A 25,014-nucleotide genomic window follows, 5' to 3' on the forward strand; every position below is an offset into this window, starting at 1 on the left:
AATCACCTATGACTATGCCCCTTACCTTGGTGAATCAGCCGTTCACCCTCCGTTTTGAGGGCTTCCCGAAGCGGGTTGTTCTTAGGCAGCTTGTTCGCTTCACGAATCAGCTCGGCCCCCGCTCGCTTGTGCGGAGTACCATGGCCGCCAGACCGGCCTGCTGACTGACCGAGCCCCTCTCGCTTGTACGCCTCGAGCTGCTCGCGGCCTTTTTGTCGAGCGAGATCGCGAGGGGACGGCGTCCCGCCTTCCCGCCCTGCAGGCATCCCCGGCTTCTTCGGCGGCTCCGCTGCCGCAGCTACAGCAGGTTTGGGAGGCTCCTTCGCCCCTCCCCCACCCGCTGCCGGCGGCGGTGACGGCGGCGAGGGCGCTGCGGTCTCCTTGGGCGTGTCCTCGGGAATAGGAAACGACTCGGGGGGCTTGGGAGGGTTCCCATTGGCGGCAGCATCATAGATCAGGTAGCCCGCGTAGCCTATGGATCCTACAACGACCGCACCAGCAACGACCAGCTCTCCGACAGGCGTCGGTTCGACCAGTGCCGCTGCAAGCGCCGTGGCTAGGAACTTCCGGGTCGCATCATCAAACTGCCCGGTCGGGTCAACGAGGACCACAGGGTTGTTGCTGGCATACGTGTACAGCCCCAGGTTGATGGGCCGGTACACCCCGCCGTTGATCCTGCCGGCCATGTACTGGGCGAGCACCGGATCCGGGCTCATCCACACCCCGAGCCGCGGCTCGTAGCTCCGCGCCCCGTAGTGGTAGAGCCCCGTCGACAGGTCGAGCTCCTTGCCGTTGAACAGGTACGGCTGCCGGTTCTGGAACTGCGAGTCGGTCTGGTCGGTCCACAGCTCTCCGCTCGGCAGGTACTCGACGTGCTGGCTCAGCTGCTGGTCCTGGTCGGTGACGTACTGCGTGCTCCCGAGGTGGTCCGGGTGGTAGTACAACACCGGCGGCTTCTGGAACCAGTCCGCGTCGATCTTGCTCGCGAGCCGCGTCTCGCCCGCGAACAGGTGCTTCGTCGCCACCACCCCGTTGCGCACCACGAGGTGCTGGTCGACGTACGCCGTCTCCTCCTCGCCGGCCACCCGGTGCAGGTGCACCCGTCGCTCCCCGGCGCCGTCGTACAGCGCCCGCGACATCTCCTGGTTGTTCTCTCTCACCGACACAAGCCGCCCGTCTTCGTCCCAGCTCAACGTGCGCTGCGGGCTACCCCGGTATCTCCACTCCTTGTGGTTGCCGTTCGCGTCGTAGAACAGCTCCCGCAGCCGCGGCTGCGTCTCGGCCACCACGAACTCGTCCACCTGGTTCGCCGCGTGCGGCCTCGGACCGGCATAGCGGTACTCGTTCCGGTACGTCCTCTCCCGGATCGGCTCCTGCTTCTGCCACTCCCCCGGGGCACCCCACTTCGGCACGTACCGGGCGACCTCCTGCCCCTTCTTCTTCACGTTCCCGAGGACGTCATACGCGATGTCCAGCGTGTATCCCTGCTGCTCGTTCCCCCGCTCCTGGTAGGTCCCCGAAGCCTCGGTCAGCTGGTAGAGGTCGTCGTACGCGAACCGCTGCTCGGTCGTCGCGACCATCACGGCCCCACCGAGCGACGCGTCGAACGGCGCCTCGTTGTCGAGCGCGAGCACGTTGCCCACGAGGTCATAGTCATACCGCAGCCGCTGGAACGCCCTCGGCGGCCGCCCCATCTGCTGCATCTGCGGCGTCCGGTGGTCCGCGTCCACCTCCGATAGCCGCCGCGTCGACGCCTCGTACCGGTACTTCGTCTCGATCCCGTTGCCCGCCACCACCCGCACCCGCTGCCCGAACTCGTCGTACCCGATATGCCTCAGGTACTCCGTCGTCATCGGTTCATTCGGGTGCTGCGGATTGACCCGCTGGTTCTCCCCGACCACCGACACCACCGCGCCGCCGCGGTCGTACCCGTAGCGCACGATCTCCTCGCCCGACCCGGGGAAGTGCAGCTCCTGCATCCGACCCAGCGAATCGAACACGTACTTCAGCGTCGCCTCGTACGGCCCCCGGTGTGGCTCGCGCAGCCGCGGGAACTCCGCCACGAGCTCCGCCACATGGCCGAACCGGTCATACCGGTAGCTCCGCGTCCCCGCCGCGCTCGTCTCCTGCTTCATCCGCCCCGCGCGGTTGCCGTTCGCGTCGCCGGCCTCCTCGGCCTCGCCGTACGTGTACACAACGTCCTGCGTCACCGGATAGTCAATCTTCCACAGCCGGTTGTGGTCGTACTCGTACCGGATCAGGTGCCCGCGCAACGAAAGCTCCGCCGTCTGCTTCGCGCGAAGGTTCCCGGCCAGGTCGTACCGCCACTCCGTGCGCCCCGCGTCGGGGCTCACGAGCGCCACCATCCGGCCCGCCGTGTCGTACGTCGCCGTGGTCGCGTTGTTGCGCGCGTCCGTCACCCGCAAAAGCTCGCCCACCGGGTTGTGCTCGTACCGCGTCACGATCGGCTGCCCCACCTCGTCGATCGTGTTCCACTCCTCCACCGCCGCGATCCGCCCGCCCACGTCCCGGTAAGTGTTACGCGACTTGCCGTTCGCGTCGATCACCGTCTCCTGGAACATGAGCTGCCCGTCGAGCTGCACAAGGTCGTGCTCGACCCACGTTCGCGCGTACCCGTCCGTCGTATCCGCCTTGGGGTCCGGCATCTCGACAAGCCGCGTCCGCGACAGCACGTCGTGCTGGAAGTGCGTGCTCCGCACCATTTCCACCGCCGTGAACGCCGTATCCGGCTCCACGCTGAACACCGGCTGTCCCTGCTCCACCACGCGACCGAGCGCGTCGAACCGCACCGCCCCGCTCACCGTCATCCCGACCTCGGTGCCCGTACCCGTGTCGCGCTCCTGGTCCTTCTTGGTCTGGAGCACCCGCCCGAGCCCGTCCGCGAACGTCACCGTCACGATCGGATCGTCCGCGTGCTCCGCGTCCTTGTGGCTCGTCCTCGCCCATGCCGGCAGCGCGGCGGACTGATCGGGCTGGAGCGCATACTCGAACCCGACCGCCGGCTCGCCTTCCCCGTCGAGGTCTTCCTCGCTCCAGATCTTGCTCGGCGTGCATCCAACCGGAAGCGCCTGCGGCTCGGTGAGGTCGTTCGGCCCCCAGACCCCGATCAGCCGGCCGAAAGCGTCGTACCGATGGACCATCGTGTGCCCGTTGACGTCGGTCTCCTGCGCCACCGTCCCGAACAGGGGATTGGGCACCGTGATCGAGCGGTATCCGAAGCTGTCGGTCACGCACGTGCGGTAGCTGCGCGTCAGCGCATCGTAGCCGTAGGTCAGCTTGTAGCTGGCCGGATCGGTGAACGTCGCGAGGTTGCCCACCTCATCGAAGCTGAAGCGCCAGGTGGCCTGGTCGCCCGCATACGGTGAGCCGTCCGGCCGCTTGCCCCCGGAGATGACGTTCGTGAGCGTCGCCAGCGCGCCCGTCCCCGGCCAGTACGTCGCCGTGCGCTCGCGCAGCACGCGGCCCTCCGCGTCGGTCGTCCGCACGAGACTCGGCTTCACGAAATAGGGAGCGTCGTCCTTCTCGTAGTCGATGTGGTGGTGCACATCGTCCACCGCGCTCCCCTCCTCGCCATAGGAGAACACGTCGGTGAGGTTGCCGTCCTCATCATAGAACCGCGTCTCCAGCGCGCTCTTGTGAACCGCCCCCGGGTCGTCCGTGGTCCCCTCGTAGAACGCGCTCGTCCGCGCCGTCTCCCTCGGGAAGAACCACCCGCTGGCCGCGATCTGCCCTAGATCGGGCGGCAGGTGCTCGACCTCCTCCACCCTGTAGAGCATCCCCTCGCCGTCGCGCAGGGCCGAGCGCGCCACGAGGCCACGCCGGTAGATGTCCTCGTTCCGGTACTCCACCTCCTCGACCGACATCGCGGAGACCCCAGCCTCATCCTCGCCCAGCACCGTCGTCGTGACGTGCCTGTAGCCGAGGTCCATCCGCTCGTCCCGGTGATAGATCCCATCTCCGTACGTCTCGATCCGCGTCCGGTACGTGTGCACCCCGTGCGCGCCGCTCACGCCCTCCACCCCGTCGCGCACCACCACATCGCTCAGCACCCACTGGCTCGACGGCATGTCGACCACCGCCGTGCGGTCGTCGCTCTCGTCCACCGGCGCATTCCCGGCGACCTCCCTCGGCACCACCAGGTTGCCCTCGCGCCGGTAGTCGATCTCCACGCTCCCGCCCAGCGGCCGGTGCACCCGCCACAGCAGGTTCGCCTTGCCGATGGCATTCCTCCGCGTCCGCACCGCGCTGTCGCCGTCCCGCTTCAGCACGTGGTCGGCCAGCCCGTCACCGTCGATGTCCTCGAACCCGAGGTGCGACGCGCCCGTTCCCTCGGAGTAGTACACCGACCCGCCGACGCAGACGAAGTAACAGACCTGCAGCGACACGCTGCCGTCGTGGCTCTCCGAGCGCCGGAAGCCCACCGCGTCGCCGCTCCCCATGAACGCGTACTCCAGCGGATCGAGGTCCACTCCCCAGTCGCCGGCCGGCCAGTGCTCCTCCTCCTCCACGCCCTCTCCGTCGCCGGTCCTCGCGCGCGAAGGCGCCTGATCCAGCGCCGCGGAAGCGCGCCCGCCAGGGCCGCCTGGCACCCGCCGGGCGGCCTTCGCCGCTTTGTGGCCTGTCCTTCGACTGCGACGGCGATCGATGCCGGAAGAGAGAGCGGCTCGGCAGCACAGCACGGCAGCGTCCGCGGCTGGTCGAACGTACTGGCCCCCGGCACGACCAGCGTCCCATCGAGCCGCACGGTCCCGGCGCCGTCGCGAGCCAGGTCGTGCGGCGTATCCCGCGCGGGTCGACGCGCACGCGTGTTGAAGGCCGCTTACCACCAGGAATTCACATCATTTCGGCTCATCATCATCCCTTGGCGCCGTCGTATCCGCGTAGCCGACGGAAGTAATCGTATCGACCCCGACCCGCAGCCTGCAACGGTACCCCTCCGCGGTTTCCCCGTCGTCGCGGTAATTCATATCTCCGGGCACGGTCGGCGTGTACGATTTTAGATCATGACCAAGCCCCCTTAACTTCTCCACGATTTCTAGAAACGCTGGCTCGATAACAGCGTGCAGATCGCGAAGAATCTCATCCTGGAGTGCGTCGGAGAGTTCCCTCGCCTGACCACGCTCCTCCGCCATTCTGAACGCTTCCAATGCGAACCGTGTATCTATTGACATAGAATCACCTATGACTATGCCCCTTACCTTGGTGAATCAGCCGTTCACCCTCCGTTTTGAGGGCTTCCCGAAGCGGGTTGTTCTTAGGCAGCTTGTTCGCTTCACGAATCAGCTCGGCCCCCGCTCGCTTGTGCGGAGTACCATGGCCGCCAGACCGGCCTGCTGACTGACCGAGCCCCTCTCGCTTGTACGCCTCGAGCTGCTCGCGGCCTTTTTGTCGAGCGAGATCGCGAGGGGACGGCGTCCCGCCTTCCCGCCCTGCAGGCATCCCCGGCTTCTTCGGCGGCTCCGCTGCCGCAGCTACAGCAGGTTTGGGAGGCTCCTTCGCCCCTCCCCCACCCGCTGCCGGCGGCGGTGACGGCGGCGAGGGCGCTGCGGTCTCCTTGGGCGTGTCCTCGGGAATAGGAAACGACTCGGGGGGCTTGGGAGGGTTCCCATTGGCGGCAGCATCATAGATCAGGTAGCCCGCGTAGCCTATGGATCCTACAACGACCGCACCAGCAACGACCAGCTCTCCGACAGGCGTCGGTTCGACCAGTGCCGCTGCAAGCGCCGTGGCTAGGAACTTCCGGGTCGCATCATCAAACTGCCCGGTCGGGTCAACGAGGACCACAGGGTTGTTGCTGGCATACGTGTACAGCCCCAGGTTGATGGGCCGGTACACCCCGCCGTTGATCCTGCCGGCCATGTACTGGGCGAGCACCGGATCCGGGCTCATCCACACCCCGAGCCGCGGCTCGTAGCTCCGCGCCCCGTAGTGGTAGAGCCCCGTCGACAGGTCGAGCTCCTTGCCGTTGAACAGGTACGGCTGCCGGTTCTGGAACTGCGAGTCGGTCTGGTCGGTCCACAGCTCTCCGCTCGGCAGGTACTCGACGTGCTGGCTCAGCTGCTGGTCCTGGTCGGTGACGTACTGCGTGCTCCCGAGGTGGTCCGGGTGGTAGTACAACACCGGCGGCTTCTGGAACCAGTCCGCGTCGATCTTGCTCGCGAGCCGCGTCTCGCCCGCGAACAGGTGCTTCGTCGCCACCACCCCGTTGCGCACCACGAGGTGCTGGTCGACGTACGCCGTCTCCTCCTCGCCGGCCACCCGGTGCAGGTGCACCCGTCGCTCCCCGGCGCCGTCGTACAGCGCCCGCGACATCTCCTGGTTGTTCTCTCTCACCGACACAAGCCGCCCGTCTTCGTCCCAGCTCAACGTGCGCTGCGGGCTACCCCGGTATCTCCACTCCTTGTGGTTGCCGTTCGCGTCGTAGAACAGCTCCCGCAGCCGCGGCTGCGTCTCGGCCACCACGAACTCGTCCACCTGGTTCGCCGCGTGCGGCCTCGGACCGGCATAGCGGTACTCGTTCCGGTACGTCCTCTCCCGGATCGGCTCCTGCTTCTGCCACTCCCCCGGGGCACCCCACTTCGGCACGTACCGGGCGACCTCCTGCCCCTTCTTCTTCACGTTCCCGAGGACGTCATACGCGATGTCCAGCGTGTATCCCTGCTGCTCGTTCCCCCGCTCCTGGTAGGTCCCCGAAGCCTCGGTCAGCTGGTAGAGGTCGTCGTACGCGAACCGCTGCTCGGTCGTCGCGACCATCACGGCCCCACCGAGCGACGCGTCGAACGGCGCCTCGTTGTCGAGCGCGAGCACGTTGCCCACGAGGTCATAGTCATACCGCAGCCGCTGGAACGCCCTCGGCGGCCGCCCCATCTGCTGCATCTGCGGCGTCCGGTGGTCCGCGTCCACCTCCGATAGCCGCCGCGTCGACGCCTCGTACCGGTACTTCGTCTCGATCCCGTTGCCCGCCACCACCCGCACCCGCTGCCCGAACTCGTCGTACCCGATATGCCTCAGGTACTCCGTCGTCATCGGTTCATTCGGGTGCTGCGGATTGACCCGCTGGTTCTCCCCGACCACCGACACCACCGCGCCGCCGCGGTCGTACCCGTAGCGCACGATCTCCTCGCCCGACCCGGGGAAGTGCAGCTCCTGCATCCGACCCAGCGAATCGAACACGTACTTCAGCGTCGCCTCGTACGGCCCCCGGTGTGGCTCGCGCAGCCGCGGGAACTCCGCCACGAGCTCCGCCACATGGCCGAACCGGTCATACCGGTAGCTCCGCGTCCCCGCCGCGCTCGTCTCCTGCTTCATCCGCCCCGCGCGGTTGCCGTTCGCGTCGCCGGCCTCCTCGGCCTCGCCGTACGTGTACACAACGTCCTGCGTCACCGGATAGTCAATCTTCCACAGCCGGTTGTGGTCGTACTCGTACCGGATCAGGTGCCCGCGCAACGAAAGCTCCGCCGTCTGCTTCGCGCGAAGGTTCCCGGCCAGGTCGTACCGCCACTCCGTGCGCCCCGCGTCGGGGCTCACGAGCGCCACCATCCGGCCCGCCGTGTCGTACGTCGCCGTGGTCGCGTTGTTGCGCGCGTCCGTCACCCGCAAAAGCTCGCCCACCGGGTTGTGCTCGTACCGCGTCACGATCGGCTGCCCCACCTCGTCGATCGTGTTCCACTCCTCCACCGCCGCGATCCGCCCGCCCACGTCCCGGTAAGTGTTACGCGACTTGCCGTTCGCGTCGATCACCGTCTCCTGGAACATGAGCTGCCCGTCGAGCTGCACAAGGTCGTGCTCGACCCACGTTCGCGCGTACCCGTCCGTCGTATCCGCCTTGGGGTCCGGCATCTCGACAAGCCGCGTCCGCGACAGCACGTCGTGCTGGAAGTGCGTGCTCCGCACCATTTCCACCGCCGTGAACGCCGTATCCGGCTCCACGCTGAACACCGGCTGTCCCTGCTCCACCACGCGACCGAGCGCGTCGAACCGCACCGCCCCGCTCACCGTCATCCCGACCTCGGTGCCCGTACCCGTGTCGCGCTCCTGGTCCTTCTTGGTCTGGAGCACCCGCCCGAGCCCGTCCGCGAACGTCACCGTCACGATCGGATCGTCCGCGTGCTCCGCGTCCTTGTGGCTCGTCCTCGCCCATGCCGGCAGCGCGGCGGACTGATCGGGCTGGAGCGCATACTCGAACCCGACCGCCGGCTCGCCTTCCCCGTCGAGGTCTTCCTCGCTCCAGATCTTGCTCGGCGTGCATCCAACCGGAAGCGCCTGCGGCTCGGTGAGGTCGTTCGGCCCCCAGACCCCGATCAGCCGGCCGAAAGCGTCGTACCGATGGACCATCGTGTGCCCGTTGACGTCGGTCTCCTGCGCCACCGTCCCGAACAGGGGATTGGGCACCGTGATCGAGCGGTATCCGAAGCTGTCGGTCACGCACGTGCGGTAGCTGCGCGTCAGCGCATCGTAGCCGTAGGTCAGCTTGTAGCTGGCCGGATCGGTGAACGTCGCGAGGTTGCCCACCTCATCGAAGCTGAAGCGCCAGGTGGCCTGGTCGCCCGCATACGGTGAGCCGTCCGGCCGCTTGCCCCCGGAGATGACGTTCGTGAGCGTCGCCAGCGCGCCCGTCCCCGGCCAGTACGTCGCCGTGCGCTCGCGCAGCACGCGGCCCTCCGCGTCGGTCGTCCGCACGAGACTCGGCTTCACGAAATAGGGAGCGTCGTCCTTCTCGTAGTCGATGTGGTGGTGCACATCGTCCACCGCGCTCCCCTCCTCGCCATAGGAGAACACGTCGGTGAGGTTGCCGTCCTCGTCATAGAACCGCGTCTCCAGCGCGCTCTTGTGAACCGCCCCCGGGTCGTCCGTCGTCCCCTCGTAGAACGCGCTCGTCCGCGCCGTTTCCTTCGGAAAAAACCACCCGTTCGCCTCGATCTGTCCCAGGTCCGGCGACAGGTGCTCGACCTCCTCCACCCTGTAGAGCATCCCCTCGCCGTCGCGCAGGGCCGAGCGCGCCACGAGCCCACGCCGGTAGATGTCCTCGTTCCGGTACTCCACCTCCTCGACCGACATCGCGGAGACCCCAGCCTCATCCTCGCCCAGCACCGTCGTCGTGACGTGCCTGTAGCCGAGGTCCATCCGCTCGTCCCGGTGATAGATCCCATCTCCGTACGTCTCGATCCGCGTCCGGTACGTGTGCACCCCGTGCGCGCCGCTCACGCCCTCCACCCCGTCGCGCACCACCACATCGCTCAGCACCCACTGGCTCGACGGCATGTCGACCACCGCCGTGCGGTCGTCGCTCTCGTCCACCGGCGCATTCCCGGCGACCTCCCTCGGCACCACCAGGTTGCCCTCGCGCCGGTAGTCGATCTCCACGCTCCCGCCCAGCGGCCGGTGCACCCGCCACAGCAGGTTCGCCTTGCCGATGGCGTTCCTCCGCGTCCGCACCGCGCTGTCGCCGTCCCGCTTCAGCACGTGATCGGCCAGCCCGTCGCCATCGATGTCCTCGAACCCGAGGTGCGACGCGCCCGTTCCCTCCGAGTAGTACACCGACCCGCCGACGCAGACGAAGTAACAGACCTGCAGCGACACGCTGCCGTCGTGGCTCTCCGAGCGCCGGAAGCCCACCGCGTCGCCGCTCCCCATGAACGCGTACTCCAGCGGATCGAGGTTCACTCCCCAGTCGCCGGCCGGCCAGTGCTCCTCCGCCGCGAACCGCGCGCCGAGGTTCAGCTGCACCCGGAAGAACGCCTCTTCCGGCGCCTTCATCACCTTGTCCGGCAGCCCATCGCCGTTCACGTCCACGAAGTCCACGATCGTGCGCGCCGTCGTGCGCGTGTAGCCGATCCCCGCGCCCACGCTCGCGCTCACCCCGCCGCTGGAGCCGCCCGCGCTCGCCCCGAATCCGATGCTCTGCGCCCCCGTGTCCTCCAGCCGCACCGCCTCCGGGCCCGCCGCGTCCGAGAAGAAGCCCAGCACCTCGCCGAGCGCATCGTTCAGCGCGCCCGCGTTGAAGCTGGCCTTCATGAACGCGTCCCGCTGCCACGGCACCGGCGCCGTGAACCGGTAGCCCAGGTTCAGCGCCACCGTCATCTGCCCGCTCTCGGGGTTCTGCGCCACCTGGTCGACAAGCCCATCACCGTTGATGTCGAGCAGCTCCACGTGCGCCGCCGATAGCCCGTAGCTCGTCCCGGCGCTGAAGCTCGTGCGCAGGTAGCCTTGCGAACGCCCCTTGCTGTCGGTCTTGTTGAGCGTCTGCTCCTCCTCGTCTCCCGCGCTGAACGTCAGCGACGCAAGCTCGCCGCTCAGCCGCACCGTCCGGTGCTCCACCCGCCGCAGCGCCTCCGGCAGCGAGAACGACGCGCTCGGACCGAACCCCCGGCCCGTGCTCAGCACCGCGCCCTCGCGCGTCACCCTGTCCGGGAAGCGGTCGCCGTTCAGATCGACGAGCTCCAGATCCGTCGTCGTGCTGCCGAAGCTATAGCCTCCTCCCACCGGGCCCGCGCCCGCCGTGAGCTCCGCGTTCCACGTCTCCGCGTAGCGCACGCTGCCCCGGTGCCGCTGCCCCGACAGCCGCCCCACCACCGACGGCAACACCCGATCGCCGCCCACGAACGCCTCCGACGCCGCCGCGCCCCAGATCGGCGCGCCTTCCTCCGGCGAGAGCGGCACCGCGAGCGTGAAGCCGCGCTCGGGATCGCGCGTCGGGAACAGGATGTTTGCCTCGGAGAACACGCGGTCTCCGTTCATGAAGCCGATCGACCAGCCGCGGAACCCCCCCGCCGTCGGATCCTGCGGCGCCCCGTCGACCAGCGCCTCGGACGCCGCGTCGGGCACGAGCCGGGCGACCCACACCGGCGCCCCATCGATGTTCGCGTTGCCCGGGAGCGGGATACCCTCGGGCGCCGCCTTCGCGTAGAGCGCGACGTAGATCGGCTCGCCGGCCTCGACCTCCAGGTCCACCGCCACGGGCAGCGCGGTTCCGGCGCTGCTCGGCGCGACGTACAGCTGCTTGTACAGCAGCCGATGCACCCCCTGCACAAGCAGCGTCACCGGCGTCGTCCCCGGCACGATCAGCAACCCCTCGAACCGCACCGTCCCCGTCTCCGGCGCGATCCAGGGCGCGCGGCGCGCCCCCGGCGTCCACCGCTGCACCGGCATCGCCACGTACGGCTGCTGCTGGATCAGCGCCACCGGCAGCGGCGCGTCCTCGGCCGTGTCGCTGTCCAGCGTGCAGCCGGCGCGGCCGTTCGGCTGCACCCCGCACTGCACCGGCCCGCACCGACGCTCGCCGCTCTGCCGGTCAGCGCGGCAGTACGTCCTGTACTCCACCGCCGGCGCCCACGCGACGCGCGCCGGGTCGTCGGGCACGTCCGACTTCACCCGGAACCACAGCCGATCGCCCTCCTTGACCCCGATCAGCCCGTTCGCATCGCCGTGCAACCGTCCCGCGAGCGCCAGCACCCCCGCCTCCGCGCTCACCACCTCCTCATCCATGACGCTGTAGAACGCGCCCTCGCTCTCCCGCGCGATCGACACCCTCAGCTGATCGCTCGTCGACCCTTTCACCAGATCGCCCGTGATGCTCACGAGGCCATCCGAGGACGCGACCCACGGCACCTCGGGCCGCCCTCCGAGGCGATGGTCCTGCGCATACTCGAATCGATGGATCGGCCGCCCGTCCGGCCCCACCTGCCCGAGCAGCTCCTCGCCGACCTCGTAGGTGATCGACGGGCTCCACGACAGCAGGTCGGCGGCCGTGTTCACCGCCCGCTCCGGGTCGATCTCGGGCGCCGCGCTCACCCGGAAGTAGAGGCGATCGCCCGCGAGCACGTGTGTCGTGAGCGGCGCACCACCGCAGTCGCCCGCGCCGATCGCGCACGGCCCGAGCTCGTCCGGACCGAACACGTGGCCGAACAGCGGCGGCAGCTCCCCGTTGCGCACCAGCTCCACGCGCAGCCCGTCACCCCCCGCCTCCTGCTTCTGCAGCACGCCCCCGATGCGCACGTCCCCCTCGAACGGCGCGATCCACCGGAGCATCGGGTCCGCCGGATAGAAGTCGGCGCGCGACGCCAGCGCGAAGTCCGGGCGGCCCGACGGCGCGCTGACGCCGGCGGTCCCCCAGTCCTGCACGTCCTGGAACCCGCCGCGTCGATCGTTGATCGCGACCTGGACCTGCCCGAGGTCCCCGACCGACACGAGATCAGGGAACCCGTCGCCGTCGAGATCCGACGCGACCCGCTCGTCCTCCGCCCGGCTGCGCGTGTACGCCGCCGACGCGCTGAGCGCATCGCCCACGTTGATGCCCGCGTGAATGCTCCATCCCGAGGTGTCCGTCAGCCCGAGATCGCCCGGGTCGAGCCCGCCGAGGTGGAACGGATCGAGGTGATTCTCCCTGGGAAGGCGCAGCAGGTTGCGCAGCGCGTCCCCGCCGTCGCCGACGAAGTCGGGCAATCCGTCGCCGTTGAGGTCGAGCAGGCTGGCGCGCGTCGTCTGGTCGCCGCCGTACCCGCCGCCGCCCACGCTCACGATGCCGAGCAGCCCCACCGACACGCTGCCGCCGAAGGTCGAGTCCTCCGTGCGCGACAGCCCGTTCTGCGACCCCACCTGGCCCCACGTCACGGCGTCGCTCGCGAACGCCCCGGGCTGCCCCGACGCAGAGCGCGGCGCGGTGAAGTACTCGAACGTGTGCCGATAGAGCTCCTCGCTCGCGAGCGTCCCCTCGCCGTCGCGGCTCCCCTCGCCCGAGACCGCGATCGCCTGGAGCAAGCTCTTGCCGAAATCTCCTCGGGTGTATTCGAGCGCGTAGCTGCGAATGATCGTCTCGCCGAACCGCACGTCCACGCGCCGGAGCCGCTCGCTTGTCTGCTCCAGGAAGCCCGGCCTGCCGTTCAGCATCCCATCCGGGCGCCCGTCCTCCGAGATGAAGTCGACGGCATACGCCGCCTCGACGCCCTGCGACGTGTTGGCCGTGTACTCGATGCGCTCGGGGTGCACCTCGATGTGCGGCGCCGGGCCCGCGGGCTCGACCCGATGCGCGTAATGGAAGAACATCTGGTTGCCGAACGGGTCGCGCACCTCTTCCAGGTACCAGCGGAACACGTTGCGCGGTCGGCCCGGGTCCGGATCGTCGAGCCGCGCGGTCGCGCTGCGCCCGTAAACATACGTCGTCCCGCTCTTGTCCGTGACCTCCCAGAAGTAACTATCCGGCCCGGTCCCGTGGCGCACGATCCGCGCGAAGCGCCCCTCCACCCGCTGCCGGTAGACCTGCGACTCGCTCGACGCGCCGCCCACCGGCACGAGCTCGCTCCCGTCGAGCGCATACCGCTCCTCCTCCGTCGCGTACGTCGGCACGCCGAAGCGCGTGTCGATCTCCACCCGCGACAGCCGCAGATCCCAGCCCACGCCGAGCCAGCCGTTGCGGTGCTCGCTGTCGTAGCGAATGGCGAGCGCCGGCTGGAGCCCGTTGCGCCCCGGCGGGACCTCGATCGCGTGGCTCAGGTGCGCCGAGCCGCTCGAGCTCGCCTCCGGCGGCGCGATCAGCGTCACCCCGGCGAGCGGGCTGCCGAGCGCGAGCCCCTTGATGCTGCTCGGATCGAACGAGCGCGCCCCCGGCGCGTCGGGCATCGCCAGCGTCGCCCCGATGAAATCGGTGAAGTGGTCGGTCAGGCTCGCCAGCTTGCCCTCCGCGGCCACGCCGGCCCGCTCGACGCCCTGCCAGGTGCCGAGCGACTCGTCGAAATAGAAGCCCGTCACGTGCTGCGCCGTCATCCCCGGTGGAATGGCGTGCTCGTCATACGGCAGCGTCAGCCGCACCGGCTTCTTGAACCTGAGGCCATGCGGCCCGAAGCGATAGGCCCTCCCTCCGGGCGTGACGTTGACCATCGCGCGCCCCATCGGCCGCACCTCGCCCTCGGGCAGCGGCCGGATCGTGATCCGCACCGGCTCGTCCACCGCCCCCTCGGGGATCTCCAGGACAGCCCCCGCGAACGCCACCACCCGCGCCTCGTCGGGGAGCACCACCTCGCCATGGGGCGCCCCCACGTCCTCGACAAGCGGCGCGTCGAACCGAGGCCCCAGCAACAGGCCTCCGACACCGTCGCTCGGCAGCCGCAAAGGGATCGCCGAGAGCGCCACCCTGCCGCCCGGAGGCGACAGCGGCAACAGCCGCGGCTCCGGAGGCCCGGCCAGCGCAATGCCCTCGTGCCCCCGCCCGAGCAGCAACATCACAGCACAAAACACCACGAGACGAACAAGCCAGCGCGCCTGTCGCATTCGAGATCCCCCCACGCAATGTCTGTTGGTTGGCGCACAGGGATCCACGGCCGAACACACCGTGTCAACACGCAATCGAAGAAAGCAATAAAAGCGCGTCGCCCTCTTCTATGGGCGCAAGCCGCCTGTTCCTGGAACCCTGACAGCTGCGCACGCCGATCGTCGCAGCAGCATTCGGACGTCTGGCCCACGCGGAACGCTGTTGACAGATCCTGACCACCGCGCCCGTCGCCGTCCCGGAGCCAGGCCCGGGAGCATAACCGGGCCCCGCGCTCGATCCTCCCACCCCCGCGCTCGATCCTCCCACCCCCGCGCTCGATCCTCCCGCCCCCGCGCCCGGTCCTCGAAGGGGGCGTGCTAGAAGGCCGCGTGCACTTCACCATCTGTCACGAGCTCGACGCGCCCCTCGACGCCATCGAGCTCGCCGTGCTCTCGCCGGAGCTCGGGCCGCGGCTGGCCAGGAAGGTCGCCTCCATCGAGAGCGTCGTCACGATCGAGCACGCGATCCACGACGGCGAGCTCCTCCGCGTCCTCCGCTTCCAGGCGAGCGCGCCGCTGCCGATCTTCAAGGGCTATCCCGTCGCCAAGGACGCCATGTCCTGGGAGGAGCGCTCGACCTACCGGCTCTCCGATCACGCCTCCACCTGGCAGGTGAGCCCGAAGGAGCAGTGGCGCAGCTACTTCCGCTCCGCGGGCACATACCAGCTCGAGCGCCTGCCCGAGGGACGCACCCGCCGCCGCGTCGACGGCGACATCGAGATCCGGCTGCGCCTGCTCGGCCCGCTCGTCGAGCGCCTCGCCCTCGCCGAGGTCCAGCGGACGTACGACGCCGAAGCGGATACGCTCCGGGAGCTCGTCAGCGCATGAACGACCTATCCCGCCCCCAAAGCCCCGCCCGCCGTGCCCCCTTCGCCCGCGCCGCCGCGCTCCTCGGCGTGTACGCGACCGCCGCGACCGCCGCGCTCGCCGCGCTCGCCGCGCCGACCGCCGCGCTCGCCGCGCCGACCGACGGGCCCTCGCAGCCGATCCCGGATCCGGGCAAGGCCGTCGCCAGCAGCGACGACACCTCGGCCATCGCGGTGAACCCCGCGAACCTCTCCTTCCTGCCAGGCACCGAGCTCCGGTGGACCTGGGTCTCCACGGGCTCGGCCTCGCCGCTGCCGGCGCGCGGCCACTCGATCGCGCTCGGCGTGCCGCTCTGGTACGTGTCGACCGGCCTGCGCTTCGACTTCCTCGACCCGCCCGAGGCCGCGGCGGCGCCGCTCGACAGCGCCGCGCGCTGGGTCCGCTGGGGGCTCGCGCTCGACACAGGCCCGGGCTTCGCGTTCGGGACGACGCTCGGCTGGGGCAGCTCCGACGCGCCGGCGCTCGACGGGTACTTCTCGCTCACCAGCGGCGTCACCCTCCGGCCCACCACCTGGCTCTCGCTCTCGGCCGTCGCGCGGGACTGGAACCGCCCCGAGAGCCGCCTCCGCGTGGCCATCGAGCGCAGCTACGATCTCGGCATCGCCGTGCGACCCGTGGGCGGCCGGCGCGCGCTCGAGATCGGGCTCGAGACCGCCTACGTCGAGGACAGCGACCCCGACGAGAGCGGCGCCTGGACGCCGCGGGCCACGCTCGGCCTGCGGGTGCCCTACGTCGGCACGCTCCGGGGCGACGTGACGCTGCGCGACCTCGCGGCCGACGGCGGCCCGCACATCGCGGCCATGGCCGGGCTCGACGTCAACGTCGGCGAGCTGCAGGTCTCCGCCGGCGGCGTCTTCGGCGACGCCGTCACGAAGAACGGCACCGGCTTCTACACGGGCGTCGCGCTCCGCAGCTTCTCCGAGCCGGGCGTCCAGCTGCCGGCCCGCGTCGTCCGCGTCCGCCTCGACTCGACCCCGGGCGTCCGCAGGCACACCCGGTTCCTCCAGAAGCTCTGGCGCCTCGCCGAGGACCCGGAGGTCTCCGGGGTCGCGCTCGTGCTCCGCGCCGAGCCGGCCAGCTCGCTCGCCCACGCCGAGGAGGTCGCCGACGCGATCCGCAACCTGCGGAGCCACGGCAAGAAGGTCCTCTGCCACCTCGAGGACGCCGGCGGGCGCTCGCTCCACGTGTGCTCGCACGCCGACGCCATCGCGATGAACCCCGCGGGGGGCCTGCGCTTCTCCGGCATCTCGTCGAGCTACTTCTACTTCGGCGGGCTCCTGAAGAAGCTCGGCGTGCAGGCCGACATCGTCCGCATCGGCGCGCACAAGCTCGCCGCCGAGCAGTTCGCCCGCGAGAGCAGCACCCAGGTCGGCAAGGACGACCACCAGGCGCTGATCGATCAGCTCTCCGGCGCCTTCCTCGGCGCGGTGAGCGCCGGGCGCCGCATCCCCGTCGAGGAGCTCGAGCGGCGGCTCGCGCGCGGCCCGTTCCTCGCGCAGGAGGCGCGGCAGAGCGGCCTCGTCGACATGCTCGCCTACGACGACGAGCTCGGCCGCGTCGTCGACGAGGTGATGGGGCGCGCCTCCCGCGTCGTCGACGATGACCCGGGCGACGAGGCGCCCGAGCGCTGGGGCTACTCGCCCAAGATCGCGCTCGTCTACCTCGACGGCGACATGATCGACGGCGAGAGCCGGTCGATCCCGCTGCTCGGCGTCAAGCTCGCGGGCTCGTACACGGTCGCGGGCGCGCTGCGCCGCGCGCGCGAGGACCGCAACGTCCGCGCGGTCGTGCTCCGCGTCGAGACCGGCGGGGGCTCGACGCTCGCGGCGGACGTCATCCTCCGCGAGGCGATCCTCACGGCGCGCGTGAAGCCGCTCATCGTCTCGATGGGCTCGCAGGCCGCGAGCGGCGGCTACTACGCGTCCGTCGCCGGCGGCACCCTCTTCGCGACCCGCTCCACGATCACCGGGTCCATCGGCATCTTCTACGGGAAGGTCGACGTCACCGGGCTGCTGCAGAAGCTCGGCGTCGGCCTCGAGACGTTCCGCTCGTCGCCGCGCGCCGACGCCGAGTCGCTCTACAGGCCGTTCAGCGACGACGAGCGCGAGCAGCTCGGCGTCAAGGTCAAGCAGCTCTACGACCGGTTCGTCGCCCGCGTCGCCGAGGGCCGGCGCATGCGGCCCGACGAGGTCGACGCCCTGGCGCGCGGGCGCGTGTGGACCGGCGCCCAGGCCCTGGAGCGCCGGCTCATCGATCGCATCGGCGGGCTCCGGGAGGCGCTCGCCGAGGCGCGCCGGCTGGGCCGGCTGCCCGACGACGCGCCCGTCCTGTCGCTCCCCGAGGAGGACACGTCGCTCCTCGGCTACGCCCTCAGCCTCGTCGGCTTCTCGGCGCAGGCCCAGGGCGAGCTCGCGACGGCGACCCTCCCGCCCGTGATGCTCGACGCAGCGCGCGCCCTCACGCCGTTCCTCGTGTTCGGCGCCGACAGGCCGCTCGCGCGCAGCGAGTTCGCCGGGGAGATCTCGTTCGGCGCCCCCACCACGGCCCGCGAGGACGCGCCCCGAGGGCCCGCGCCGCGCGCGCAGCCCGCGCCGCGTGCGCTAGGGGAGCGCTGAGCCCATGGAGAAGGCCGAGGCCGCCGGCCCGCCGCTCCTCGACGCCCGCGCCGCGCGCATCGCCGTCGACGACGTTGTCGCGATCGACGCGCTCACCGCCGAGGCGCGCGGCGATCGCGTGCTCTGCGCCGGCGACGCCGGCGCGCTCTTCGCGGCGCTCACCGGCATCCCGTTCTCGGCCGTCCGCGCGCCGGCGCCGGGCGCCGCGGCGGACGACGCGACCGACGCGGCGCCCGGCGAGGCGCGCGTCGTCGCCGGGCGCCTCGAGGTCGCGGGCCGCGACGTCGCGCGCTCCGCGCACCGCGCCGCGAGCGGGGCGGCGCCGCTCGATCCGCCGCTGCCGCTCGCGTGGACCGCGGACGCCTACGTCGCCTGGAGCGCGCGGCTCTCCGGGGCCTCGGCGCGCGCGGCCGCCGAGATGGCGCCGCCCGCCCTGGCGCGGGTCGGCCTCGCGGCCGCCCGCAAGCGCACGCTCCGCTCGCTGGCGCTGCCCGAGCGCCGCGCGCTCGTCCTCGCCCAGGCGATCGTGACGGCGCCGGCCGTGCTGATCGCCGAGGATCCGCTCGTCGGCCTCGACGACGGCGCCGCCGGCTTTGTCCTGGCCGCGCTCGCGGGCGCCACCGAGGGCCGCGGCGCGCTGCTCACGGCGGCGCGCCTCGACGTCGAGGGCCCGCGGGGCGTCCTGGTCCGCGGCGCCACCGACGTGCTCGTGCTCGCCGGCGGCGAGCTCGCCTTCTCGGGCACCTTCGCGGAGGTCGCCGCCGGGGGCCGCGTCTACACCCTCACCGTCCGCAGCAACGCGGAGCTCCTCCGCGAGGAGCTCGCCGCCCGGGGCATCGCGCTGCGGGGAGGGCCGGCGCGCTTCTCGGCCGCGCTGCCCGAGGGCGCGACGACCCGCGACGTCGTCCTGGCCGCCACGCGCTGCCGCGCGGCGATCGTCGAGCTCACCCCCCTCTTCTGAGGGCCCCGGGTCGAGCGTCCACCGGAGCGCAGACCAAGCAGCGGCTGTGGTGCTCGGCGCAGCAGCCGCTCCGCAGGCGACGATCCCGGGGCGAGACGGCGCTCGGGCCGTCGGAAAGGCGAGAGCCGGCGGCGCCGGCGCCGCCGAACGCTTCGGAACCGCTGCGCCCGCGGCGACGGCCGAGGGGAACGGCTCGGAACGCGGCTCGCCGCGGGATCATCGCGTTTCCCGGCCGTGGCAGCGCGATTTGGGGGAGCGTGGGGGGGACGCCTTCGGGCTCGCCCTCGCCCTTTCGCCGTCTCCCCTCTCCGCCGGCTCACCCGCCCTCGCCTCCGCTCTCTCCGCTCTCTCCGCCGCGCGCCGGCATCGCCACGCGTTCGCCACCCGCCGGGCGCCGTAGTACCGTGCGCGCGATGTCATCCGAACCCGCCGCGAACCCGCCGTCCGCCGCTCAGGTCACCCCGGGCGGCCCGCCTCCCGGAGGTCGACTCGCCGTGCTCACCGCGTTCGCGGTGGGCGCCTCGTGGATCCCGGTCCCGGTCCTCCCCGATCGGATGCTCCTGCGCATCCGCGGGGCCATCGTCCAGGACACGGTCGCCCGCCACGGCCTCAGCCTCACCACCGACGCGCGCGCCCTGCTCACCCAGCCCGGCGCGGATCAGACCCCGTTCCGCAAGGCCGCGCAGCTCGTCACGAAGGAGGTCCTCCGGCGGCTCAACCCGGCCCTCGCGCTCGCGGCGGCCGCGCGCGGCCTCGAGGTCTACGCCCTCGGCCACCTCCTGAACCGCTACATTACGCGCGTCCGGCGGACCAGCGCCGTCCGCATCCACGCCGAGGAGGCGCGCTGGATCCGCGACGCCGTCGATCGCGCCGTGCGGCGCGCGCTGTCCCCCTCGCTCCGAGCGAGCGTCACCATCCTGCCGAGCGGCGCGGAGGACCTGCGCGACGAGTTCACGCGCTGGATCGACGCGTTCCTGCTCGCGGGCGCCGCCGCCCCCGAGTACATCGAGCGCCGCCTCGACGCGGCCTTCGACGAGATCGCCGCCGCCGGCCTCCCCCATGACTGAGCACGAGGAACGCACCGCCGCGAAGGGCGCCGCCACGGGCCGCCACGCGGCCGACGCCGCAGCCCGCCACGCGGGCATCGCCGCGCCCGCGCCCGAGCCCGACCCAGAGGGCGCGCGCGCCGCGCTCGAGCGCTGCCGCCGCGTCATCATCAAGATCGGCTCGAAGAGCCTGTCGGGCGACGCCTGGGACCGGCTCGCCGTCGAGGTGGCCGCGCTCCGCGCCCGCCCCGGCCGGAGCCTCGTCATCGTGTCGAGCGGCGCCATCGCCCTCGGCGTGGCGAAGCTCGGGCTGAAGGCGCGCCCGAAGGACATGGCCTGGCTCCAGGCCGCGGCCGCGGCCGGCCAGAGCGTGCTGATGCAGCGCTACGAGGAGGCCTTCGGCAAGGTGGGCCTGCTCGTCGCGCAGGTGCTCCTCACGCACGCCGACCTCGCGGACCGCACCCGCACAAACAACGCGAGGAACGCCCTCGCCGCGCTGCTCGAGGCGGGCGCCATCCCGATCATCAACGAGAACGACGCCGTCGCGGTCGAGGAGATCAAGTTCGGCGACAACGACCAGCTCGCCGCGATGGTGACCCCGCTCTGCGAGGCCGATCTCCTGATCCTCCTCTCGGACGTCGAGGGCCTGCTCGACGGCGACGGGCGCCGCGTGCCGTTCGTGCGCAGCGTCGCCCGCGAGGCGCGGCACCTCGCCGGCGCCTCGACCTCCGGCGTCGGCACCGGCGGCATGGCCAGCAAGGTGGAGGCCGCGCGCCGCGCCACGCTCGCGGGCTCGCACGTGGTCATCGCCGCCGCCCGCGAGCCGGGCATCATCACGAGCATCCTCGCGGGCGAGGACGTCGGCACCCTCTTCGCCGCCGTGCCGCAGCGGCTCAACGCGCGCAAGCACTGGATCGCCTACACGCTGCGCCCGCGCGGCGCGATCCTCGTCGACCGGGGCGCCGCCGAGGCGATCGCCTCGAAGAACCGGAGCATCCTCGCCGTCGGCGTCCTCGGCGTGCGCGGCACCTTCCTCCCGGGCGACGCCGTGGCCGTCTTCGACCCGGAGGGCACCGAGATCGCGCGCGGGCTCGCGCGGATGTCCGCCGGCGACGCGGCGCGCATCGCGCGGAAGAAGCGCGACGAGTCCGGCGACGACGTCGTCGTCCACCGCGACGACCTCGTGGTGCTCCCGAGCGAGTAGCCCCGCCGCCGTCCAGGCCGCCCTGTGGGTGAGCCGCCCCCCCCGATCGCGCGTCCTTCGCAGCTCGCGGGAACCTTCGCGCCGCCCGGCTGTCGCTCGGTCTTGTCAGCAGTTCCAGTCTGCTTCCTGGAGGTCGGGTGATGCGCTTCGGGTTGTTCGTCGCCAATGGCGTGGTGCTCGCGGGGGTCATCTGGACGGTCGGGCTCGCGCCGAGCGTCAAGGCGTCGCAGCTGCTGCCGCCGCGCGCCACGGCGGGGCTCGGCGAGCTCGCGGCGCTCGAGGCCCGCTACGCCGAGGGCCGGACGCCGGCGAGCGTCACCGCGCTCGCCGCGGCCTACCTCGAGCGCGAGCAGCCGGGCCTCGCCTCCTCCGCGCTCGACGCCGCCCCCCGCGAGGTGCGCGAGCTCCCGGAGGCGGCGCACCTCTCGGCGCGCGCGCTGCTCCGCCGCGGTCGCGTCAGCGACGCGCTCGCCGCGGCCGAGCAGGCCTCGGCGGCCTGCGCGAACGGCGGCTGTCCCGCGTGGCTCGAGGCGAAGTCCGAGCGCCAGCGCGCGTTCCTCGAGCAGCTCGTCGCCGCGGGCGTCGAGGACCCGCAGATCGACGCGACCACCGTGCGCGCCGCCTACGAGCGCAGCGCGAGCGAGGTGCGCCTCGTCGCGATGCGCTGAACGCAGCGCACCGAGGGCACGTCAACGACGGCCGAGGCGACACGATCTCGACGCGCGCGTCGGAATGATTCTGCCCGGAACCAATCTATTTGGTCTGGCTGGACAGGGTGGCAGTCGGGCGGAAGGCATCTGTAACAGCGCGGCGGCGCGACCGCGAAGCGCCGGCGAGATCGACGATCGTCGAGGTCGTATCCAAGCTTGGAAACCCTGTCGATGTCGAATGACGGTCACCTTCTCATGTCGTAGCCTTGGGTCTTGTTCGGCGCGTCGACACCGGGGGCGCTGTCCGATTGAACAACCGGTTGCGCTTGGGAGGGTCTCCCTCAGGTGGAACAGCCGCAAGCTTGCACGCTGGGCGCCTCGTCGGCCGCATGGGCAGGGTTGTACCGACGCGGCGCCGTGGTCGCCGCCGCGCTCGCCCTCACCGCCGCCGCGGGCTGCGCGGCGCCGATCACCAACGCGGGGCTGCCGATCCCCGCGGCGAAGCCGGGCCAGGAGCAGCGCCCGTTCCAGCTGCGGCCTCCGTTCGAGCTGGCGACGAACGAGGACGCGATCGTGCGGATCGTCACCGACGTGACCTGCACGGGGACGCTCATCACCGAGGACCTCGTGCTCACCGCGCACCACTGCGTCGCGGCGCGCGACGAGAACGGCAGGACGCTGCGCCGCGATCAGGAGCCCGAGGCCATCTCGATCGAGCTCGGGGGCGACCACCTGCCCTGGGGCGACGTCACGGTCCGCGCGGTTGTGTCGCCGGACTGCGGGTACACGTCGGGCGAGGGCGACATCGCCATCCTCGTGCTGTCGCGCCGCCTGCTCGGGATCCCGACGCTCGCGCCGCGGATCGAGGCCGTGCCGGGGTCCAGCGAGCACGTGACGCCCTACGGCTTCGGCCGCTGCGCGCTCTCGCGCTCCCCGGTCCACCTCGTGCCGCGGCCGGGCGGCACGATCGACACGGTGGGCCCCGGGCACTTCGTCGCGACCACCTCGATCTGCCCCGGCGACTCGGGGGGGCCTGCGCGCAGCGACATGGGGGGCGACGTCGTCGGCGTGATCTCGTCGAGCGTGATGGACGGCGACGAGACCACGACCGGCACCTCGTACTTCAGCCGCCTCGACGTGTGGCCCGAGCTCTTCTCCGCCGCCCGCGAGATCGCGGCGGGCGCGAGCCCGAGCGAGCTGCCGCCGTACCGGAGCTGCCTGCGTTGACGGGGCCGCGGCGTCCGCGAGCCTGCCTTGTTCGCCGCCCGCGGCCGCCGCTGCGCTAGGCTGCGGGGCCGCATGCGGAAGCTGTTCAACGGGCTGCTCTGGATCCTGGGGACCTTGCTGGTGATCGGCGTCGTGCTCCGCGCGCTCGTCCTCGACGTCTGGAGGGTGCCGGACGACCCGAGCCTCGGCGCCTCGATCGCGCCGAGCCTCGCCCCGGGCGACGTGGTCGTCGTGCTGACGCGGGGCACGCCCGGCTTCGGCGAGCTGGTGCGGTGCCCGGATCCCGAGACCCCCGGCAGCCACATCGTGGGCCGGATCGCGGGCGTGCCGGGCGACACGGTCGAGGTCGACCACAGCACCCTCGTCGTGAACGGGCAGCGCTACGACGCCGAGGTCGCGTGCACCGAGCCGAAGCTGAAGATCAACGACCCGGCCACGGGCAACGCGGTCCCGATCTCGTGCGACATGGTGATGATGGGCCCCGGCCTTCACCTGCGGGCGACCGGACGCAGGCCTCCGCGCGAGCGCCGCCACCGCGTGGAGGTGCGGCCCGACACGGTCTTCCTCCTGAGCGACAACCGGAGCTACCACGACGACTCGCGCGACTTCGGCCTGCAGCCGCGCGCCGCGTGCAGCCAGCGGATCGTCTTCCGTCTGCTGGGCGCCGGGGGCTGGGGCGACGACGAGCGCCGCTTCACCTTCGTGCGCTGACGGCCCCGGCGGCCCGCGAGAGCGCCGGCGGCCCGCGAGAGCGCCGGCGGCCGCGAAACGGACCGTCTTCCAGGCGGAAGCCCTGGCTCTGCGTCAGCTCGTGCTTGACCCCTCCGCTCTCCGACGTCTAGAACCGTGGTTCTCTCCACCCGGGTCATGGATCCAGCGCGAGCAGCGGGCCGGGTCCCGCGCCCGGGCTCGCTTCATCGGTCGGAGGTCCGCCCAGGCGGCCTTCCACTGGCGCGGGTCGGAGAACCGCGATCCGCGGTCCTCCAATGCACCGAGGAGACGTTTGCACACAGAACAGCACGAGATCGGCATCGTCTGTGGCCAGTGCGACCTGTGGTGCCCGATGGGCACCGCGCGTTGTTCTGAGTGCGCGAACGACTTGGCCCTGTTCACGCCGCGCCGGGCGGGCGCGCAGGCCGCATCGGGCCGGCGCTCTCCGACGCCCGCCGCCGGCAGCGGAAGCGTGAAGGCGGAGGCCCGGCTCGATCCGACGGGCTCGCGCGGCGCGGGGCGGAGCCCCAAGACCACCTCGTCCAAGAGCGAATTCGCCGAACTCTCCCAGGAGGAGCTGATGGAGCAAGCCCGTAACTACGTCTGCCGTTCCTGCTCGAGCGGAGTTCCCTCGGGCCACAAGTTCTGCGGGAGGTGCGGAACGGCGGTCCCGCCCGAGATCCTCAACGCGCAGACGCTGTTCTTCGGGGACATGCAGAACCCGGCGAAGGCGAAGCTGATCCTCATCCGCGGCGAGGGCATGGACGGCCTCTCCTTCCACCTCAAGGCCGAGCAGCACATCGTCGGCCGCAACGGGCAGCTCGTCTTCCCGGACGATCCGTTCGTCTCGCCGAAGCACGCGAACTTCTTCTACCGCGACGGCAAGCTCGTCGTGCGCGACGAGGGCTCGCTGAACGGCGTGTACATCCGCGTGCGCGGCACGATCGACATCACGCCGGGCGACACCTTCCTCGCGGGCGAGCAGCTCTTCCGGCTCGATCCGACGCCGCGCGCCTCGGACGGCCAGGATACGGACGGGACCTTCTTCTACTCCTCGCCCAAGCACCCGAGCCCGTTCCGCCTCACGCAGGTGCTCCAGGGCGGCGCGGTCGGCATGACCGTCTGCGCGCGCGGCAGCTCGCTGCAGATCGGGCGCGAGGGCGGCGACCTGAACTTCCCCGTCGACCTGTACATGTCGGGCTCGCACTGCCGCCTCGAGGAGCACAACGGCAAGTTCACGCTGACCGACCTCAACAGCCGCAACGGCACGTACGTGCGCATCAAGAGCGAGCGCGAGCTCGCCCACGGCGACTACCTCTTCATCGGCCGCAAGCTCCTGCGCGTCGAGCTCAACACGAACTAGTGCTCGCCGCCCGCGCGCGGCCGCACCGGAGCGATCTCCTCCGGGGGG

At 71.3% G+C, this 25,014-nt stretch carries 12 protein-coding genes; 9 read left to right on the forward strand and 3 right to left on the reverse strand.

Annotated features, from left to right (window positions below; all coding sequences use genetic code 11):
* Window positions 1–2: 2 nt before the first annotated feature.
* The 3 genes from WMF17_RS40985 to WMF17_RS40995 form a co-directional block, all read right to left on the reverse strand.
* Window positions 3–4,529, reverse strand: coding sequence for an RHS repeat-associated core domain-containing protein (locus WMF17_RS40985; protein WP_437646446.1), 4,527 nt, complete (start codon window positions 4,527–4,529; stop codon window positions 3–5).
* A gap of 330 nt (window positions 4,530–4,859) precedes the next feature.
* Entirely contained in the window at window positions 4,860–5,192 is a 333-nt protein-coding gene (locus tag WMF17_RS40990) for a hypothetical protein (protein ID WP_437646445.1), read from the reverse strand.
* A gap of 4 nt (window positions 5,193–5,196) precedes the next feature.
* Entirely contained in the window at window positions 5,197–14,235 is a 9,039-nt protein-coding gene (locus tag WMF17_RS40995; RefSeq protein ID WP_437646447.1) for a SpvB/TcaC N-terminal domain-containing protein, read from the reverse strand.
* A gap of 417 nt (window positions 14,236–14,652) precedes the next feature.
* Here WMF17_RS40995 and WMF17_RS41000 point away from each other — a divergent pair, with 417 nt between their 5' ends.
* The 9 genes from WMF17_RS41000 (at window position 14,653) to WMF17_RS41040 (ending at window position 24,966) form a co-directional block, all read left to right on the forward strand.
* On the forward strand, window positions 14,653–15,150 hold the full coding sequence (locus WMF17_RS41000; protein ID WP_437598948.1) for a DUF2505 domain-containing protein: 498 nt from the start codon (window positions 14,653–14,655) through the stop codon (window positions 15,148–15,150).
* Complete coding sequence (locus tag WMF17_RS41005; protein WP_437646448.1) at window positions 15,147–17,804, forward strand: S49 family peptidase; 2,658 nt, start codon at window positions 15,147–15,149, stop codon at window positions 17,802–17,804. The genes WMF17_RS41000 and WMF17_RS41005 overlap by 4 nt, the downstream gene beginning before the upstream one ends.
* A 4-nt stretch (window positions 17,805–17,808) precedes the next feature.
* Entirely contained in the window at window positions 17,809–18,765 is a 957-nt protein-coding gene (locus WMF17_RS41010) for an ABC transporter ATP-binding protein (protein ID WP_437646449.1), read from the forward strand.
* A 413-nt stretch (window positions 18,766–19,178) separates the two neighbouring features.
* Window positions 19,179–19,832 carry a hypothetical protein gene (locus tag WMF17_RS41015; protein ID WP_437598970.1) on the forward strand — a complete coding sequence of 218 codons (654 nt, stop codon included), beginning with the start codon at window positions 19,179–19,181 and terminating at the stop codon, window positions 19,830–19,832.
* Window positions 19,825–21,015, forward strand: a complete 1,191-nt coding sequence (proB, locus tag WMF17_RS41020) for a glutamate 5-kinase (protein ID WP_437646450.1) — start codon at window positions 19,825–19,827, stop codon at window positions 21,013–21,015. Before WMF17_RS41015 ends, proB begins: the two co-directional genes overlap by 8 nt.
* A gap of 140 nt (window positions 21,016–21,155) precedes the next feature.
* Window positions 21,156–21,683, forward strand: coding sequence for a hypothetical protein (locus tag WMF17_RS41025; protein ID WP_437646451.1), 528 nt, complete (start codon window positions 21,156–21,158; stop codon window positions 21,681–21,683).
* 327 nt (window positions 21,684–22,010) lie between these two features.
* Window positions 22,011–22,892 (forward strand): trypsin-like serine peptidase, encoded by an 882-nt coding sequence (locus tag WMF17_RS41030; RefSeq protein WP_437646452.1) that lies wholly within the window; start codon window positions 22,011–22,013, stop codon window positions 22,890–22,892.
* 72 nt (window positions 22,893–22,964) lie between these two features.
* Window positions 22,965–23,603, forward strand: a complete 639-nt coding sequence (lepB, locus tag WMF17_RS41035) for a signal peptidase I (RefSeq protein ID WP_437646453.1) — start codon at window positions 22,965–22,967, stop codon at window positions 23,601–23,603.
* 292 nt (window positions 23,604–23,895) lie between these two features.
* Complete coding sequence (locus tag WMF17_RS41040; protein WP_437598978.1) at window positions 23,896–24,966, forward strand: FHA domain-containing protein; 1,071 nt, start codon at window positions 23,896–23,898, stop codon at window positions 24,964–24,966.
* Window positions 24,967–25,014: the final 48 nt, after the last annotated feature.

It is taken from the genome of Sorangium sp. So ce362 (assembly GCF_051519845.1).
Lineage (GTDB): Bacteria > Myxococcota_A > Polyangia > Polyangiales > Polyangiaceae > Sorangium.

Coding starts and splice junctions, on each gene's coding strand:
- WMF17_RS40990 (WP_437646445.1), bottom strand. CDS start 5,192: ATGTCAATAGATACACGGTTCGCATTGGAAGCGTTCAGAATGGCGGAG.
- WMF17_RS40995 (WP_437646447.1), bottom strand. CDS start 14,235: ATGTTGCTGCTCGGGCGGGGGCACGAGGGCATTGCGCTGGCCGGGCCT.
- WMF17_RS41005 (WP_437646448.1), top strand. CDS start 15,147: ATGAACGACCTATCCCGCCCCCAAAGCCCCGCCCGCCGTGCCCCCTTC.
- WMF17_RS41010 (WP_437646449.1), top strand. CDS start 17,809: ATGGAGAAGGCCGAGGCCGCCGGCCCGCCGCTCCTCGACGCCCGCGCC.
- WMF17_RS41015 (WP_437598970.1), top strand. CDS start 19,179: ATGTCATCCGAACCCGCCGCGAACCCGCCGTCCGCCGCTCAGGTCACC.
- proB (WP_437646450.1), top strand. CDS start 19,825: ATGACTGAGCACGAGGAACGCACCGCCGCGAAGGGCGCCGCCACGGGC.
- WMF17_RS41025 (WP_437646451.1), top strand. CDS start 21,156: ATGCGCTTCGGGTTGTTCGTCGCCAATGGCGTGGTGCTCGCGGGGGTC.
- lepB (WP_437646453.1), top strand. CDS start 22,965: ATGCGGAAGCTGTTCAACGGGCTGCTCTGGATCCTGGGGACCTTGCTG.